This is a genomic window from Acetobacter cerevisiae (genome assembly GCF_001580535.1).
Classification (GTDB): Bacteria; Pseudomonadota; Alphaproteobacteria; order Acetobacterales; family Acetobacteraceae; genus Acetobacter; species Acetobacter cerevisiae.
Genome location: NZ_LHZA01000151.1, coordinates 39,093 through 55,223 on the forward strand (window position 1 = coordinate 39,093; position 16,131 = coordinate 55,223).

17 protein-coding genes are annotated in these 16,131 nt (G+C 60.1%); 16 read left to right on the forward strand and 1 reads right to left on the reverse strand.

Annotated elements, in window-relative coordinates:
• The first annotated feature begins 85 nt into the window (after positions 1–85).
• The 11 genes from uppS (at position 86) to gloA (ending at position 11,288) form a co-directional block, all read left to right on the forward strand.
• On the forward strand, positions 86–766 hold the full coding sequence (gene uppS / locus AD928_RS10020; protein ID WP_231866212.1) for a polyprenyl diphosphate synthase: 681 nt from the start codon (positions 86–88) through the stop codon (positions 764–766).
• Positions 763–1,593 (forward strand): phosphatidate cytidylyltransferase, encoded by an 831-nt coding sequence (locus AD928_RS10025; RefSeq protein ID WP_062250251.1) that lies wholly within the window; start codon positions 763–765, stop codon positions 1,591–1,593. Before uppS ends, AD928_RS10025 begins: the two co-directional genes overlap by 4 nt.
• 64 nt (positions 1,594–1,657) lie before the next feature.
• Complete coding sequence (gene dxr, locus AD928_RS10030; protein ID WP_062250253.1) at positions 1,658–2,815, forward strand: 1-deoxy-D-xylulose-5-phosphate reductoisomerase; 1,158 nt, start codon at positions 1,658–1,660, stop codon at positions 2,813–2,815.
• A gap of 31 nt (positions 2,816–2,846) precedes the next feature.
• Positions 2,847–3,959: an RIP metalloprotease RseP gene (gene rseP / locus AD928_RS10035; RefSeq protein WP_197459218.1), complete on the forward strand. Its 1,113-nt coding sequence runs from the start codon at positions 2,847–2,849 to the stop codon at positions 3,957–3,959.
• 129 nt (positions 3,960–4,088) lie between these two features.
• Positions 4,089–6,521, forward strand: coding sequence for an outer membrane protein assembly factor BamA (gene bamA, locus AD928_RS10040; protein ID WP_061507825.1), 2,433 nt, complete (start codon positions 4,089–4,091; stop codon positions 6,519–6,521).
• Between the two features lie 4 nt (positions 6,522–6,525).
• Complete coding sequence (locus AD928_RS10045; protein WP_082779568.1) at positions 6,526–7,422, forward strand: OmpH/Skp family outer membrane protein; 897 nt, start codon at positions 6,526–6,528, stop codon at positions 7,420–7,422.
• 2 nt (positions 7,423–7,424) lie between these two features.
• Positions 7,425–8,510 (forward strand): UDP-3-O-(3-hydroxymyristoyl)glucosamine N-acyltransferase, encoded by a 1,086-nt coding sequence (gene lpxD / locus AD928_RS10050; RefSeq protein ID WP_061507823.1) that lies wholly within the window; start codon positions 7,425–7,427, stop codon positions 8,508–8,510.
• Positions 8,511–8,555: 45 nt separating this feature from the next.
• Positions 8,556–9,032, forward strand: a complete 477-nt coding sequence (gene fabZ, locus AD928_RS10055) for a 3-hydroxyacyl-ACP dehydratase FabZ (protein WP_082779567.1) — start codon at positions 8,556–8,558, stop codon at positions 9,030–9,032.
• A 135-nt stretch (positions 9,033–9,167) separates the two neighbouring features.
• Complete coding sequence (gene lpxA / locus AD928_RS10060; protein ID WP_062250255.1) at positions 9,168–10,025, forward strand: acyl-ACP--UDP-N-acetylglucosamine O-acyltransferase; 858 nt, start codon at positions 9,168–9,170, stop codon at positions 10,023–10,025.
• Positions 10,022–10,864, forward strand: a complete 843-nt coding sequence (locus AD928_RS10065; protein WP_062250257.1) for an LpxI family protein — start codon at positions 10,022–10,024, stop codon at positions 10,862–10,864. Before lpxA ends, AD928_RS10065 begins: the two co-directional genes overlap by 4 nt.
• Positions 10,865–10,895: 31 nt before the next feature.
• A complete protein-coding gene (gloA, locus tag AD928_RS10070) occupies positions 10,896–11,288 on the forward strand; it encodes a lactoylglutathione lyase (protein WP_061507820.1) in 393 nt (130 codons plus the stop codon).
• Positions 11,289–11,294: 6 nt separating this feature from the next.
• Here gloA and AD928_RS10075 read toward each other — a convergent pair whose 3' ends face one another.
• Positions 11,295–11,846, reverse strand: a complete 552-nt coding sequence (locus tag AD928_RS10075) for a hypothetical protein (RefSeq protein WP_062250259.1) — start codon at positions 11,844–11,846, stop codon at positions 11,295–11,297.
• Positions 11,847–11,996: 150 nt separating this feature from the next.
• Between AD928_RS10075 and rpmH the strand changes: the two genes are divergently transcribed.
• The 5 genes from rpmH to argB all read left to right on the forward strand — a co-directional run bounded on the left by rpmH (position 11,997) and on the right by argB (position 16,097).
• Entirely contained in the window at positions 11,997–12,131 is a 135-nt protein-coding gene (gene rpmH / locus AD928_RS10080) for a 50S ribosomal protein L34 (RefSeq protein WP_043553126.1), read from the forward strand.
• Between the two features lie 23 nt (positions 12,132–12,154).
• Complete coding sequence (gene rnpA, locus AD928_RS10085; RefSeq protein WP_061507818.1) at positions 12,155–12,562, forward strand: ribonuclease P protein component; 408 nt, start codon at positions 12,155–12,157, stop codon at positions 12,560–12,562.
• A gap of 149 nt (positions 12,563–12,711) precedes the next feature.
• Positions 12,712–14,478, forward strand: a complete 1,767-nt coding sequence (gene yidC, locus AD928_RS10090) for a membrane protein insertase YidC (protein WP_062250260.1) — start codon at positions 12,712–12,714, stop codon at positions 14,476–14,478.
• Entirely contained in the window at positions 14,478–15,155 is a 678-nt protein-coding gene (gene yihA / locus AD928_RS10095) for a ribosome biogenesis GTP-binding protein YihA/YsxC (RefSeq protein ID WP_043551935.1), read from the forward strand. Before yidC ends, yihA begins: the two co-directional genes overlap by 1 nt.
• Positions 15,156–15,191: 36 nt before the next feature.
• Positions 15,192–16,097, forward strand: coding sequence for an acetylglutamate kinase (argB, locus tag AD928_RS10100; protein WP_043551936.1), 906 nt, complete (start codon positions 15,192–15,194; stop codon positions 16,095–16,097).
• Positions 16,098–16,131: the final 34 nt, after the last annotated feature.

A 16,131-nucleotide genomic window follows, 5' to 3' on the forward strand; every position in this document is an offset into this window, starting at 1 on the left:
GGCCCGTGGTGGTGAAGCCGTGCCAACAAAATCATCCGGGACTGTAGACAGGAAATCTGTCGTCCCCGCGCATGTTGCCGTCATTATGGATGGCAACGGGCGCTGGGCGCTGGAGAGAGGTCTGCCGCGTCTGGCCGGGCATAAAGCGGGGGCGGAAGCTGTCTCCCGCTGCCTGCGTGCGGCCATGCATCGTGGTGTGAAATACCTCACGCTGTATGCGTTTTCTTCCGAAAACTGGTCCCGCGAGCCTGCCGAGGTTGCGGATCTGACCAGCCTGCTGCGCTATTACCTGCGGCATAAGGTGGCGGAACTACACCGCGAGGGCGTGCGCATTCGCTTTATTGGCGATCTGGCGCGGTTTGACGTCAGCCTGCGGGAAGAGCTGGCGCGGGCGGAAACGCTCACGCGCAATAACGGTCGCCTGACCTTGCTGCTGGCCCTGTCTTACGGCGGCCGCGGCGATATTGTGCAGGCGGCGCGTCGTCTGGCGCAGTCCGTGCAGCAAGGCGATCTGAAGCCCGAAGAGATTAACGAAACCCTGTTTGCGGACAAGCTGTGGACCGCTGGCGTGCCAGACCCGGATGTGGTGGTGCGGACCAGTGGAGAATTCCGGCTGTCCAATTTCCTGCTGTGGCAGAGCGCCTACGCGGAACTCGTTTTTCTGGATATTTTCTGGCCTGACTTCAATGAAGGGCATTTTGCAACCGTGCTGGAGGCCTATGCCCGCCGGGAACGCCGGTTTGGCACAAGGCCTTCTGCATCATGACGCAGCCTGACGCTTCTGCCTGGAGAGACCTGCGTACCCGCCTGATGTCTGCCTGTGTGCTGGTTCTGGTGGCGGGGCTGTGCATTGGCATGGGCGGCCTGCTGTATGACATCCTCATTCTGGGTGTAATGGGCGGTATGGCGGCAGAAGCGGCTATTCTGTTTGGCTTGTCCCCCAAATCATGGCGCGGCAGCATTTATGTGCTGTGGGCCATCGGGGCCGGTCTGGCGGCAGTTACGGGCCGCTGGGAAGCTTTTCCGATTTTCTGCCTGAGTTCTTTTGTCTTCGGCGCGCAGTTATGTGCCGTCATGTGCGTGATTGTGCTGGCAGGCACGGCCCTTGTCTGGCTGCGGCTGGAAAGCCTGTGGCCGGTGCTGTTTGTCGTCGCGGTTGTGGTGGCGAGTGACAGCACGGCCTACCTGACGGGCCGGCTGTTTGGCGGCCCCAAGCTGGCCCCGCGCATTTCTCCCGGCAAAACATGGTCTGGCTCCTTGGGCGGCCTTGTGGGTGCTGTGCTGTGCGGCTGCCTGATAGCCGCTCTCTCCGGGCAGGGTGGTGTGGCAACCGCCGCGTTCTGGGGTGCTGTTCTGGGCATTGTGGCTCAGGCGGGTGATCTGGCGGAAAGCGCTATGAAGCGCGCGCTGGGCGTGAAGGATTCCGGCACCCTGCTGCCGGGGCATGGCGGGCTGCTGGACCGGTTTGATGGTCTGGTTGTTGCGGCACCTGCGGCGGCTCTGGTGTCTTTGTGTGTGGCGGCTCCGGCACCGTTCTGGACGGCGGGCGCACACGCTGTTTTCGCGTTTCTGGCAGGAAAACTGCCGGGGTGAGTCTCAACATGCGGCACGGCCCTGTGGGGGCAGACCGCCTTCATCTGGTTTGAAAGAAAGCGCAATGAGAACCGTTACCGTTCTGGGAAGCACAGGCAGCATTGGCTGTTCAACCGTGGATCTGCTGGAGCAGGCGCGTGACCAGTTCCGGGTACGGGCGCTGGTGGGCGGCAGTAATGCGGCAAAGCTGGCAGAGCAGGCCAAAAGCCTGAAAGCCGAACTGGCCGTTGTGGCGGATGAAAAAGCGTTTGAAGAGCTGCGCACCCTGCTGGCTGGCAGCGGCACCGAAGTTGCCTGCGGGCGTGAGGCAGTGATTGCAGCGGCTGGCTTGCCGGCGGACTGGACCATGGCGGCCATTACAGGTGCTGCCGGACTGGAGCCGACGCTGGCGGCGGTCAAGAACGGCAAGTCCATTGCACTGGCAAACAAGGAAGCGCTGGTGTGTGCGGGCGATGTCATGCTGCGCGCCGTGGCAGACGCCGGGGCCACGTTGCTGCCTGTGGATTCCGAACATAATGCGGTGGCGCAGGCCATGGCCGACAAGCAGGCCGATCAGGTTGCCAAAATCATCCTGACGGCCTCCGGCGGCCCGTTCCGTAAATCCAGCATGGAGGAAATGGAAGCCGCAACGCCCGCACAGGCGTTGAAGCACCCGACCTGGAGCATGGGTGCCAAAATCAGCATTGATTCCGCGACCATGTTCAACAAGGGGCTGGAAATTATTGAGGCTGCCCGCATTTTCGATCTGCCGGAAGACCGCATTGATGTGCTGGTGCACCCGCAGTCCGTGGTGCACGGGCTGGTGCAGTACACGGATGGCAGCCTGATTGCGCAGATGGGTTCAGCCGACATGCGCATCCCCATCGCCCACACGCTGGCCTGGCCGAAGCGTATGAGCACGACCTCCAGCCATCTGGATCTGGCCGCGTTTGCAACACTGGAATTCAGTGCACCGGACATGGTGCGGTTCCCGGCCCTGCGTCTGGCGCGCGAGGCTCTGCGGAGTGGCGGTGCTGCGCCGGCCATTCTGTCCGCGGCTAATGAAATTGCGGTTGAAGCCTTCCTGAAGGAACAGATTGGCTTTCTGGACATTGCCCGCGTGGTCGAGCAGACCATGACGGCTCTGGGTGCGCCCCCGGCAGACACGCTTGAAGCCGTGCTGCACTGGGATGCCGAAGCCCGCAAGGCGGCCCGTACCCATACTCTTGCCCTGGCCGCTTGAGAAAACAGCTCTCTGAGCCGATATTCGGATTATCATGATACACGAATACCTCCGTACACTCATCTCCTTCGCCTTTGTGCTTGGCGTGCTCGTGAGCATTCACGAGCTGGGGCACTATCTGGCGGCGCGCTGGCGGGGGGTGCATGTGGAAGTGTTCTCTCTGGGCTTTGGCCCCGCTCTGTTCCGCTGGCATGACCGCAGCGGCACGGAATGGCGCATCTGCCCCATCCCGCTGGGCGGTTACGTCCGCCCGCATGGGTTTGAAGACCCGGAAGATGCCACACCGGAGCAGAAGGCCGCGTGGCTTCCGGGCCGCACCTTTCATGATAAATCCGTCTGGTCCCGGGCGATCGTGATTGTCGCAGGGCCAGTGTTCAATTTCCTTCTGGCGATCCTGCTGTTCACCATCATTTTCGCCTCGGTTGGTCAGCCCATCGTACGGAACGAAATTGCGGCCGTGCAGCCGGGCGGCGCTGCGGCTGCTGCCGGGGTGCAGGCTGGTGATGTGATCCGCAGAATCGGCACCCATGAGGTGACGGGCGTGCAGGATGCTCAGGCTACCATTCTGAGTGAGGCCGGTGCCAAGACCACGCTGACCGTCGGGCGCGGCGGGCAGGATGTGGATCTGCCTGTCACCATCGGGACGGCCCCGGAGTCGTCCTCCTCCACACCGCACGGCCAGCTTGGTGTGATGTTTGCGACGGAAGCCGGCAAGCCGCTTTCCGTGCCCGGTGCTGTGGTGGCGGGGGTGAAGGCCACATGGACAACGTCCGTGCAAACGCTCGACGGCGTGTGGCAAATTCTGACCGGCCGCCATACAGCCAAGGATCTGGGCGGCCCGCTCAAGATCGCGCAGCTGTCGGGGCAGGTGGCTCAGTATGGTTTTGCCAGCCTGCTTTCGTTCATGGCTTTGCTTTCTGTCAATCTGGGGCTAATAAATTTGTTCCCGGTGCCGCTTCTTGATGGCGGACGCCTCGTTTTTTATGCCATAGAGGCTGTACGGGGGCGTCCGGTTTCAAAGCGGATTCAGGAAATCAGCTTTCAGGCCGGCTTCGCGCTTCTTGCAGGTCTGTTCTTGTTTTCGACATTTAATGACCTGTCGGGTTTCGGACTGTTTAAGTGGATTGCATCGCTCGTAAGCTGAATTACAGCAGGGTTGGAACGGAAGAACTTGCGTGACAAGGGTTATATCGGATACGTCCCCCTGCGGGCGACAGAACAACAGGGGAAGGTCTCCTGAGATGGGAACGCCCCCGATGGAGGATGGCAAATCTTGACGGGTAAGCGTTCAGCCCTCTTTGTTTCTGTCTGCGTGCTGCCTTTCTTCCTGGTGGAAGGAAAGGGCGCGCGGGCGGCGGCGACGGATCATGGTGCACAGTCACCAGCCTCCGTATCTCCTGCCCGGCAGGCCAGACTCTCGGCATCCACATCCACTCTGGCCGGTCATTCCGGTGGGGTGATTGAAGATATTACGGTCTCCGGGAATACCCGTATCGAGACCAATACCGTGCTGTCCTACATGGTGGTGCGTCCGGGAGATTCGTTCAGTCAGGACGATCTGGACCGCTCTTTGAAGACGCTCTACGCCACAGGGCTGTTCAAGGATGTGACCATGCGGCGCGAGGGGGGTATCCTCCACGTGCGTCTGGTCGAAAACCCGATCGTCAACCGCATTGTGTTTGAAGGCAATCATGCCGCGAAGGACGAAGACCTGCGCAAGGTCATCGCTCTGCGTCCGCGTGCGGTGTTCTCGGCAGAAACCACAGCGGATGACCGGCAGAAGATTCTGGACGTTTACGCCCAGAAAGCCCGTTACGCTGCTGTTGTGACGCCACAGATTGTTCGTCTGGCGCATAACCGCGTGGACGTTGTCTTCCAGATTAATGAAGGCCCGCAGACGCTGATCCGCAAGATCAGCTTTGTCGGCAATAAAGCGTATTCCGAAGCGCGTCTGGCGAGCGTGGTCTCCTCCAAGGAAACTGCCTGGTATCGGTTCTTCTCATCGTCCGATGAGTACAACCCCGACCGCCTGAAGTATGATGCCGAACTGCTGCGCCGTTTCTATCTGGCCAACGGCTATGTGGATTTCGAGATCAAGAACGCCACGGGCGAACTCTCTCCGGACCGCAAATCCTTCTACGTGACCTTCACGATGAACGAAGGCATTCGCTACCGTCTGGGCAAGGTGGATATCCGTTCCAGCCTGCGGCACGTCCCGGCGAAGTCCCTGCGTAAGTATGTGGAGCTGTTTGCCCGCCAGTGGTACGACGGCAAGGCCGTGCAGGATAATGCCACGGACATGGAGGAAATCCTTCAGGCTCAGGGCCATCCGTTTGCTATGGTGCGTCCGGAAATTGCGCGTAACCCGGAAAAGCACACCGTCAATCTGCTGTTTGATGTGAGCGAAGGCCCGCGCCGGTATATTGAGCGGATTGACGTGAACGGGAATACCGTCACGCAGGATAACGTTATCCGTCGCCAGCTGCCGTTTGCAGAAGGGGATCCGTACACCCCGAGCTACAAGAAATACGCCAAGCAGAGTCTGGAAGATCTCGGATTCTTCAAAAGCGTCTCGCTGGATGAAAATCAGGGGTCCACGCAGGACCGCACGAACGTTTCCGTCAATGTGACGGAAAAGCCGACGGGTGAATTCTCGCTCGGTGGTGGTTACTCGACCGACGTTGGTGTGCTGGGTAACATTGGCCTCAAACAGCATAACCTGCTGGGCACGGGTGTGGATGCCGGTCTGTCTGGCACCATGTCCATGTGGCAGAAACAGGCTGACTTCTCAGTGACTGATCCGGCCTTCCTGAGCCGGAACATGGTGGCGGGGATCGATCTGTACGGGATTGAGAACAAATACCAGACCTATCAGAACTATTCTGAAAGCCGGTATGGTCTGACCCTGCGTATGGGGTATGCCTATAACCGCTATCTGTCTCAGTCCTGGAGTTATACGCTGATGCGCCGTAACGTCGGGAACACGTGGGATGAGTCCTCGTGGTATGTTCTCGACAACAAAGGCGCGACGACGCTGTCCCAGCTGAGCACCAACCTGGTTTATGACACGCGAGACAACCACATGGCGCCGCATAGCGGTTACATGGTTTCCGTCGGTGGTGATTTTGCCGGTCTGGGCGGGGATACCCGGTATCTGCGTGGTAAGGTGAATGGCGCGTACTATATTCCGCTGGATGACCTGACCAATAGCCATGAGTGGACGGTCGCCCTCCGGGCTGGCATGGGGTACATGACAGACTGGGGCAATGGTAAGAGCAGTATCATTGATAACTTCTATCTGGGCGGTAACAACCTGCGAGGCTTCCTGGACGGTGGCGCCGGGCCGCGGAGTATTGGTTACTACGGCCACTCCTCGGAAGATCTGCTTGGTGGCCGCTTCATGTATACTGCGTCCGCCCAGTTGAACTTCCCGATCCCGTTCCTGTCTGACATGGGTGTAAAAGGACGTGCCTTTGTTGACTCCGGGAGTGTTGCCGGTTTGCGTGTGCGGCGGAATATTATCAATCCTTATACCGACAAGCCTGATGTCAGCGGTAACACACTCCGGCCGCGTGTAAGTGCGGGTGCGGGCTTCTCCTGGAAGAGCCCGTTTGGCTTGCTGAATATCGATCTGGGTGTGCCTGTCATGCGCAGTCACAATGACCGGACACAGCTCCTTCGCTTTGGCTTCGGCCAGCAATTCTGAGGTAATGATGCCCAAGTTTAACAGAACAGCCGCTCTTTCTGCGGCTCTCCTGTCAATTTCCGTTGCGCTGGCACCGTCTGCCATGGCTCAGAACGCTGGGGGCGGTGGCTGGTTTGTGCCTAAGGCCGCCCAGCAGCCTGCGCCTCCGGCTGCTCACACCCAGCGCCGGGCACCGTCCCCGGTTCCGCTGCCTGCCGCCCCGGCTGACAGCAGCGAAGCAGACCAGCAGCAGACCCCGCCGGTTCTGCCGCTGCCGCCCATTCCCTCCATGCAGGATCTGCCCAAGAGCGTTGCTCCGCCGGCAACCGTTATTGGTGTGATCAGTGTCTCCGGTGTCATGCGTCAGTCCAGTGCAGCCATGCAGGTGGAACGCACGCTGGGTGGCCGTCGTGATGCGCTGGCACAGGACCTGCAGAAAGAGCAGGCTGGCTGGCGGGATGAGCAGCAGAACCTGCAGGCTCAGGCCAAGTCCATGACGTCTGACCAGATTCAGAACCGTGAACGCAGCCTGCAGAACCGCGTGATGAAGGCGCAGCGCGATTTCCGTAATCGCAACCGCATCATTCAGGAAGCCGCTCAGGTTTCTCTGGGCCAGATCGAGCGTGAGCTGGTTCAGGTGATCCAGAAAGTTGCCGCCTCCCACGGGATGAACCTCGTGCTGCATAGCGAGCAGGTTGCTCTGCATGTGGACGGGCAGGATATTACCAACGAAGTGGCCAAGCAGCTGAACGGCGTGCTGCCGTCCGTGTTTATTCCGGACGCCAATGTGGATCCGGAAGTGCTGGCAAAATCTGGCAAGATGCCGACCACGGCAGATGCGGATCAGGAAGCGCCTGCTACGGGCCCGGCCCCGGCAGCAGCTCCTGCGGCTCCGGCCGCCGCTCCGGCAGCGCATAAGTAAGGATGACCAGCACCACAGCGTCTTCCGGGCCTGCTGACCCCCGGTTTTTTACGCGGTCTGGTCCGTTTGACGGGCAGGCTCTGGCTGAAGCAGCCGGAGCCACGCTGGTCCCGCCGCGGGAAGGCTCTCTTCCCGCTGAGGGTTATGCCGGCATCGCCCCCCTGCAGGTTGCTGGCGCTCAGCATGTCAGCTTTCTGGATAACCGCCGCTACGCCCATCTGCTGGAAGGCACAAAAGCCGGTCTGGTGATTGTGGCTCCGGCTTTTGCAGACAAGGTTCCGGCGCACTCAGCTGCACTGGTTTCCTCCACGCCGTATCTGGCATGGTCGCGTGTTGCGCGGTTGTTTCACCCCAAGGCACCGGCACAGCCGGGTATTCACCCTCTGGCGGTAGTTGATGCCAGCGCGGTCGTGGATCCCTCTGCTGAAATTGGCCCGTTTGTGGTGGTGGGTGCACGGGCGGAAATTGGCCCGCGCTGCATCATCAATTCTCATGCTGTAGTGGGTGAGGGCGTGGTGCTGGCGGCAGATTGTCGCATTGGCTGCCATGTCACCCTTTCTCACGCCACACTGGGGGAACGGGTGATTATTCTGCCGGGTGCGCGCATCGGGCAGGATGGCTTCGGCTTTGCCGTGGGGCCGAACGGGTTTGAGACGGTGCCGCAACTCGGGCAGGTGGTGCTTGAGCATGATGTTGAGATTGGCGCAAACACCACAATTGATCGCGGTTCTGTGAATGATACCGTGATTGGTGCAGGCTCCCGGCTCGACAATCTGGTTCAGATCGGCCACAACGCCCGGCTTGGACGGTGTTGTATCGTGGTGTCTCAGGCCGGTATTTCGGGCTCCACTGTGCTGGAAGACTATGTGACCGTCGCAGCGCAGGCAGGCCTTATTGGGCATATCCGCATTGGGGCCAAGGCGCGTATTGGAGCGCAATGCGGCGTGATGTCTGATGTTGAGGGCGGCGCTGATGTGATTGGCAGTCCTGCCATGCCGTTCCGGGAGTTTTTCCGGAATGTGGCGGTGTTGCGCAAGCTGTCCAAAAAAGCGTCTGGACCGGCAGAAGGCGGTTCGGGCAAGGGTTGAACAGATACCGGGCGCTGTCCGGCTGAAAAAGGTGGTCTAGGGGACGTGGAGACGAAACAAGAATCGCAGCAGGACGTTCAGACAATCGATGCGATTGACGTCACGCGCATTATGCAAGCGATTCCGCACAGATATCCTTTCCTGCTCATCGACCGGATGGTGGATATCAGGCTCGGGGAAGAAGCAACCGGTATCAAGAATGTCTCGGTTAACGAGCCGTTCTTTCCGGGGCATTTCCCTGTGCGCCCTGTCATGCCCGGTGTGCTGATTGTTGAAGCCATGGCGCAGACAGCGGCCACGCTGGTGGTGCTGACGCTGGGTAAGGCTTTTGAGGGCAAGGTTGTCTATTTCATGACAATCGAGAATGCCAAGTTCCGCAAGCCTGTGGAGCCGGGTGACCAGCTGCGCATCCATGTTGTGAAGGAACGCCACCGCGCCAATGTGTGGAAGTTCCGTGGTGTGGCCAAAGTGGATGGTGTCTCTGTGGCGGAAGCAACGTTCAGCGCCATGATCATGGGTTGAGCCCCCCGTTATTTTTGAGATAATTGTTGCTAAATATCCTGACCTGCCCGGAAAACGCCCGTTTTTTGGGGCAGGTGTTCCCGCAAGCTTATTGTGGCGTACGGGAAGCAGACAGGTGAAAGAGGAGTAGAACTGGTGCATGCAGTAGGAGAAAACGGGGGGGCGCGTGTTCACCCAACCGCCATTGTTGCATCAGAGGCTCAGCTTGGGCGTGGCGTGGTTATCGGTCCGTGGTGTTCCGTTGGCCCGAATGTGGTGATTGAAGACAACGTGGAGCTGATTTCCCACGTTGTGGTGGATGGTCATACGCGCCTTGGCGCGGGATCTCGCTATTTCCCATTCAGCACCGTCGGCATGGCACCACAGGATCTTAAATATAAAGGTGAGCCGACCCGCTGTGAGGTCGGTGCCCGTACGGTGGTGCGTGAGCACGTCACCATCCATCGTGGCACCGCCGTAGGGAGCGGGCTGACGCACATTGGTGACGATGTGCTGATTATGGCCAATGCCCATGTTGCGCATGACTGCACGCTGGGTGACCGGGTGATTATCGTCAACAACGTGGTCATGGGCGGCCATGTGACGATTGAGGATGATGCGCGGGTCATGGGTTCGGCCGCTATTCATCAGTTCGTGCGGATTGGTCACGCGGCGCTGGTTGGCGGCGTGGCTGGGGTGGAAGCCGATGTCATTCCGTACGGCAGCGTGCTGGGGAACCGTGCGCGGCTTGTCGGCCTGCACTGGATCTGGCTGCGCCGGAATGGTGTGCAGTCGGCTGAAATCCACCGGATGCGCAAGGCGTTCTTCACGCTGTATCCCAAAGGGGCATCCGAGGATGGTCCGTTTGCGGCGCGTCTTGAAGTCATGCGGCGCGAGTTTGGGGATGAACCCCGCGTGCGCGAAATTCTTGAGTTTATTGATGCTCCCAGCCGGCGCGGCCTTGTCCGCGTAGCACGTGGAGATTTCAGCACGGCGGAAACCGAGGGCGCGTGAGCGCGCAGCCCGGCGCAGTTGGTATTCTGGCCGGGGGCGGTCCGCTTCCGGCACGCGTGGCCGAAGCTGCTGCGGCAGAAGGGCGACCGGTTTTTATTCTTGGATTTGATGGATTTGCTGAGCCAGAGGTGATCAACCCCTGGCCGCATCAGCTTGTACGTCTTGGCGCGGCCGGACAGATGCTGTCCCTCCTGCGGGCGCATGGATGCACGGACCTTGTGCTGATTGGTCCTATTCGTCGCCCCTCGCTCCGTAGCCTGTATCCCGATGCTGAAGGGGCACGCATTCTCGCCCGACTTGGCCGGGCGCTGTTTGCGGGCGATGACGGGCTTCTGGCGGCTCTGGTCCGTATTCTGGGTGAGGAAGGCTTTTGTGTGCGGGGCGCGCACGAATTTCTGTCTCATGCCGTGGTGCCTCCGGGCGTTCTGGGTGCTGTTGCACCAGATGAACAGGCGATGGCCGACATCCGCCGTGGCATTGAGGTTGTGCATGCGCTGGGCCGGATGGATATCGGGCAGGGGTGCGTGGTGCAGAACGGTCTTGTGCTGGCTGTAGAGGCTATGGAGGGCACAGACCGCATGCTGGCCCGTGCTGGCGAGTGTCGGCAGCCGGGCGAGGGCGGGGTGCTGGTCAAGCTCCTCAAGCCGGGGCAGGATAAGCGGGCGGATATGCCGACCATCGGCCCTGTCACCGTGCGGAATGCGCATCTGGCGGGCCTGCGCGGCATTGCGTTTGAGGCCGGGCATACCCTGCTGACAGATCGGGATGCCTGCGTGGCCGAGGCCAATCAGGCAGGATTATTCCTGATTGCGGTAACCCCGGAGCCTCTCACGCCCTAAAAACAAAGCGAAACAGAGGAGAGACTGCGCAATGGCAAGTTACTTGCACACCATGGTCCGGGTGAAAAATCTGGATGACAGTATCGCTTTTTACAAGCTTTTGGGCATGCATGAATTGCGCCGGCGCGAAGTGCCGGACGGTAAATATACCCTCGTTTTTATTGGCTATGCGGATAATGCTGCCGGGCAGGCCGAAATCGAACTGACCTATAACTGGGGGCAGGATGATGGCTATGAGGTCGGCACCGGCTTTGGGCATTTTGCCGTTGGTGTGCCCGATGTGGCGGCTGCGGTGGAGAAGGTGCGTGCCGGGGGCGGTAAGGTCACGCGAGAGGCTGGTCCGGTCAAATTCGGCACCTCCATTATCGCGTTTGTCGAAGATCCGGACGGCTACAAGATCGAACTGATCCAGCGCCCGGATTAAGGCTTCTCAGGACTGCGGCTTCTGCTTCAGCCGGAGCAGGGCGCGGTCCAGAGACTCGTCAATGGTTTTGACGGCTTTAAGCACCAGCGGGTCCGTGCTGGTGCCGAGCTGTTCAGCCGCCAGCATCGCCGGTGAGAGAATATTCCGGATATCGTGGCGCAGTTTAGGGTCGGGTGTGGGGAGTGAGGTCTGAAGGCGCACTGCCGGACCCGACGGCGGCTGCGAGGCCGTGACCGGGGCTGAACCGACCGGAGCTTCTTCTGCTGCTGGTCTTGCCGACGCAATAGGTGCCGTGGAAGGCGCTGAGGATTCAGCAACCCCTGCGAACTGGGCATTAGAGAGCGATTCTGCGGGCTGTCGGGCGGAAATATGCCCCGAATCAGTCGGCGCAGGGTGCCGGAAGCGCGTTCCCAGCCAGGCCCCAAGCCCTGCGGTCAGGGCGACGGGCAGCAGGCCGGCAGGGAAGGACAGGCCCAGCAGGCCCGCCACCAAAGCCCCTAAAAGAGGCAGGCAGAACAGAAGCAGGACGGTGCTGAGGGGGGATTGAGAGGTGCTCATGGAGGACCAGCCCTTCTTTTGTCGGCACAGAGTGTGCCGGGACTCTGCCGATATGATTGACGTTCTCCTTTCTGAACATTATAAGCCGGCCCTTCAAGACAGGTGGCTTTGGGCTGCCTGCATATCTGTATCAATGAAGGGAGTGCTGCAATGAAGCGCACTTATCAACCGTCCCGGCTGGTCCGCAAGCGTCGCCATGGTTTCCGCTCACGTATGGCAACTGTTGGTGGCCGCAAGATCATCGCCAACCGTCGTTCCAAAGGCCGTAAGCGTCTCTCCGCTTAAGCTTTTTATGGCTTACGGGCATCATGCAACAGCGTGAGCGTCTGGAGGGAGCGGGGGCTGAGCCTGTTCGTTCCCAACGCCTTAAAAAGCGGAAAGAGTTTCTCTTTCTGGCCGCGCGTGGGCGTAAAGCGCCCGTGCGGGGGCTGGTGCTCCAGCTTTTTCAGCGCGCCGACTCCAATGCACCGCGCATTGGCTTTACCGTGACAAAAAAAGTTGGAAACTCCGTGGTCCGCAACCGCGCCCGCCGCAGGCTGCGCGAGGTTGTCCGCATTGTGGAAACTGAAACACCTCTTAACGGCCTTGATCTGGTTCTGATTGGCCGCGCTGCAACCCTGAACCGCTCTTTTGCGGATCTGGTGGCAGATTTTCGCAAAGCCTTGCAGCTGTGTCTTTCTCAGGCTGACCGGAGCGCAAAGCCCGGCCAGAAGTAAGACGTCCGCCTGTCCTACAGGGCAGGAAGATGCTTTCCCGGCTTGCATTCCTGCTCATCCTGCGCTGGAAACCAGAGTGCCGTGAAGACTCCGTGTTTCGCGGTTAAATTATCTGTTCCGTTTCGTGCAGGGGGGCCAGCAGGCCAGCAATGGATACAAGACGTCTGATACTGGCAACACTGCTGTCAGCTGCGGTTCTCATCGGGTTTGATTATTTCTTCCCGCAGGCGCCCAAGGCTCCTGTCACGCAGCAGACCACGCAAAGTGTTTCTGCGCCGCCGTCTGGTGCTGCGCAGCCTTCTTCCACAGCATCCACACAATCCGCAGGCGATGCGGTGAGTGAGACCAACGGGCCGGATGCGCATCTGGCGATTGATGCGCCCGCCGTGCAGGGCTCCATCAATCTGCGCGGTGCGCGGCTGGATGATCTGGTCCTCAAAAAATATCGGGAAACCGTCAAGCCGGACAGCCCGGACGTGCGCGTTCTGGCGGATGGCACGGGCTCCAAGCCGGACTTTATTGATTTCGGCTGGCGTGCTCCGTCCGATGTCTCGGTGCGTCTGCCCGATTCCCGCACGCTGTGGAAAGCGGACAACACGAAGCTGGATTCGACCCATCCCGTCACCCTCTCATGGGATAACGGGCAGGGCCTGACGTTTGAAATCGCTCTGGCGGTGGATCAGGACTTCATGTTCACCGTCACCCAGCGCGTGCATAACGCCACGGGTCAGGCGGTGGCGCTGTATCCGTACTATCGCGTTAATCGTGGTTACACGCCGGAAACAACCGGCGGCATGCTGGTGCATGAAGGCCCGATTTCCGTCATTGATGGTCGTCTGAACGAAGGCTCTTACAAAGCCCTGCGCAACGACGGCGTGCCGCCGGATAATGTCTCCTGGAGCCATCAGGGCACAGGCGGCTGGGCTGGTATTACCGACAAATACTGGCTGATGGCCGTTCTGCCGGACCAGAGCACACAGGTTGTTGGCGCTTATACCTATCTGCCTGCTCAGCACACCTATCAGGTTGGCTTTACGTCTACCGCTCCGGTGCAGGTTGCTGCGGGCCAGACGGCCTCTTCCGAAGCACATGTGTTTGCCGGTGCGAAGGAAGTGCGTCTGCTGGACCGCTATGAGCACGATCTGCATGTGCCCATGTTCTGGAAAGCAGTGGACTTTGGGTGGCTGGCGTTCCTGACGCGCCCGGTGTTCTTCGTGCTGGACTGGCTCTACACGATGATCGGCAACTTCGGTCTGGCTCTGCTGACCTTTACCGTGATCGTGAAGCTGCTCTTCCTGCCGCTGACCATCAAACAGATGCGCATGACGTGGAAGACGGCCCGCCTGAAGCCGAAGGTGGACCAGATCCGCGCCCGCTACAAAGACGACCCGATGGCTATGCAGCAGCATATCATGGGCCTGTATCGGGAAGAGGGCGTGAATCTGTTCGGGGGCTTCCTGCCGCTGTTCATTCAGGCTCCGGTATTCTGGTGTCTGTATAAGGATCTCTACGTCACCATTGAAATGCGCCACGCGCCGTTCTTTGGCTGGATTAAGGATCTGTCCGCACCCGACCCGACGAATGTGTTCAACCTGTTCGGGCTGATTCCGTTTGACCCGGCGCAGGTGCTGTCCATCCTCTCGCTTGGCGCATGGCCGATCCTGTATGGGGCCACCATGTTCCTGATGCAGAAGATCAGCTCCAGCTCCACCAACATGGACCCGGCACAGCAGAAGGTGATGGCCTTCATCCCGCTGGTGTTCACCTTCTTCATGGCGCATCAGCCGGTTGGTCTGGTGATCTACTATGCGTGGAGCAACCTTCTGACCGCACTGCAGCAGTTCATCATCCTCGGGCGCTTCAAGGCGGCTGACAAAAATGCTGATGCCAAGACGACCGTAGTGAGCAAGCGCTGATGCCTGAAGCCGGAACAGACTTTCGTGAACTGACGAATGACGAGCAGATTGCCGCCGCCCTGGAAGAGGGGCGGCGGCTTTTTGCCGGTTCGTGCGACTTCATTTTCGGAGCGCAGAAGCTCGGGCAGTTGCCGCCGCAGACGCTGCCGGAAATTGCGTTTGCCGGACGTTCCAACGTGGGTAAGTCCACGCTGGTCAACGCGCTGACAGGCCGCAAGACGCTGGCCCGTGCGTCCTCCCAGCCGGGCCGCACCAAACAGCTGAACTTTTTTGACCTCGCCCATCGGCTGATGCTGGTGGATATGCCGGGCTACGGCTTTGCCAAGGCGGCGAAGTCGGTCAAGGAAGACTGGCAGGAAATGATGTTTGACTACCTGCGTGGCCGCCCCGGCCTGCGGCGGGTGATGCTGCTGCTGGATGCGCGCATTGAAGTCAAACCGCATGATCTGGAAGTGATGAAGCTGCTGGACCGCGCAGCCGTCAGCTTTCAGGTGGTGCTGACCAAGTGTGATGCCGTCAAGCCGACGGCTCTGGCCCGCAAGGAAGAAGAGGTTCTGGCTCTGACCAAACGCCACCCTGCGGCGTGCCCCTTCCTTTCCGTGACCAGCAGCGAGACCGGGCTGGGCATTGAGCAGCTGCGCGCAGAACTTGCGGCGTTTGCTCTGCCGCCGCAATAACCCCCCGGCAGGATTATCGAGCAGGATTTTCAGCCCATGACCGACCCTTCTTCCTCATTGCCTGATCTGCACCATGAAGCCGCAGTGCTGGCCAGTGCCCTCCCGTATCTGCGGCGGTATGCGGGTGACACCATTGTGGTCAAATATGGTGGACACGCCATGGGGGACCCGGAACTGGCCCTGACATTCGGGCGGGATATTGCCCTGCTCAAGCTGGTCGGGATCAATCCGGTTGTGGTGCATGGCGGTGGCCCGCAGATCAACCAGATGCTGAAGCGGCTAGATATCAGCTCCACCTTTGTGGATGGTCTGCGCGTCACGGATGCCAACATGGTTGATGTGATCGAAATGGTGCTGGCTGGCTCCGTGAATAAGGAAGTCGCGGAACTCATCAGTCAGGCCGGTGCGCTGGCAGTGGGTATTTCCGGCAAGGACGGCAAGCTGATTACCGCCCGCAAGCTGGCCCGCACCGTGCGTGACCCGGATAGCCAGATTGAGCGCGTGCTGGATCTGGGCTTTGTGGGTGAGCCGGTGAAGGTGGACCCGCGGGTGATTTACGCTCTGTCCGGCTCCGGCCTGATTCCGGTGATTGCGCCGGTTGGTCTGGGTGAAGACGGTGCGACCTACAACATCAATGCCGATACCGCAGCCGGTGCTGTGGCCGGGGCCGTGCATGCCACGCGCCTGCTGATGCTGACGGACGTGCCCGGTGTGCTGGATAAAGATGGCAACCTGATCCCCGAACTGACGGCGGAACAGGCACGTCAGGCCATTGCGGATGGCGTGATTACCGGCGGCATGATCCCCAAAGTGGAAACCTGCATTCAGGCCGTGCAGGCCGGGGCGCGGGCTGCCGTCATCATCAATGGCCGTACGCCGCATGCCTGCCTGCTGGAATTGTTTACGGCGTCTGGTTCCGGCACGCTGATCCGCGCGGACTAATCCTGCTGTTTTGAACCTGCCGCCCGCACGGTGG

Bases quoted from the DNA above. Each gene is read 5' to 3' on its own strand.
- rnpA (WP_061507818.1), top strand. From the start codon at position 12,155: ATGCAACAGCGTGAGCGTCTGGAGGGAGCGGGGGCTGAGCCTGTTCGT.
- rpmH (WP_043553126.1), top strand. From the start codon at position 11,997: ATGAAGCGCACTTATCAACCGTCCCGGCTGGTCCGCAAGCGTCGCCAT.
- AD928_RS10045 (WP_082779568.1), top strand. From the start codon at position 6,526: ATGATGCCCAAGTTTAACAGAACAGCCGCTCTTTCTGCGGCTCTCCTG.
- dxr (WP_062250253.1), top strand. From the start codon at position 1,658: ATGAGAACCGTTACCGTTCTGGGAAGCACAGGCAGCATTGGCTGTTCA.
- AD928_RS10075 (WP_062250259.1), bottom strand. From the start codon at position 11,846: ATGAGCACCTCTCAATCCCCCCTCAGCACCGTCCTGCTTCTGTTCTGC.
- argB (WP_043551936.1), top strand. From the start codon at position 15,192: ATGACCGACCCTTCTTCCTCATTGCCTGATCTGCACCATGAAGCCGCA.
- AD928_RS10025 (WP_062250251.1), top strand. From the start codon at position 763: ATGACGCAGCCTGACGCTTCTGCCTGGAGAGACCTGCGTACCCGCCTG.
- lpxD (WP_061507823.1), top strand. From the start codon at position 7,425: ATGACCAGCACCACAGCGTCTTCCGGGCCTGCTGACCCCCGGTTTTTT.
- yihA (WP_043551935.1), top strand. From the start codon at position 14,478: ATGCCTGAAGCCGGAACAGACTTTCGTGAACTGACGAATGACGAGCAG.
- uppS (WP_231866212.1), top strand. From the start codon at position 86: ATGGATGGCAACGGGCGCTGGGCGCTGGAGAGAGGTCTGCCGCGTCTG.
- gloA (WP_061507820.1), top strand. From the start codon at position 10,896: ATGGCAAGTTACTTGCACACCATGGTCCGGGTGAAAAATCTGGATGAC.
- yidC (WP_062250260.1), top strand. From the start codon at position 12,712: ATGGATACAAGACGTCTGATACTGGCAACACTGCTGTCAGCTGCGGTT.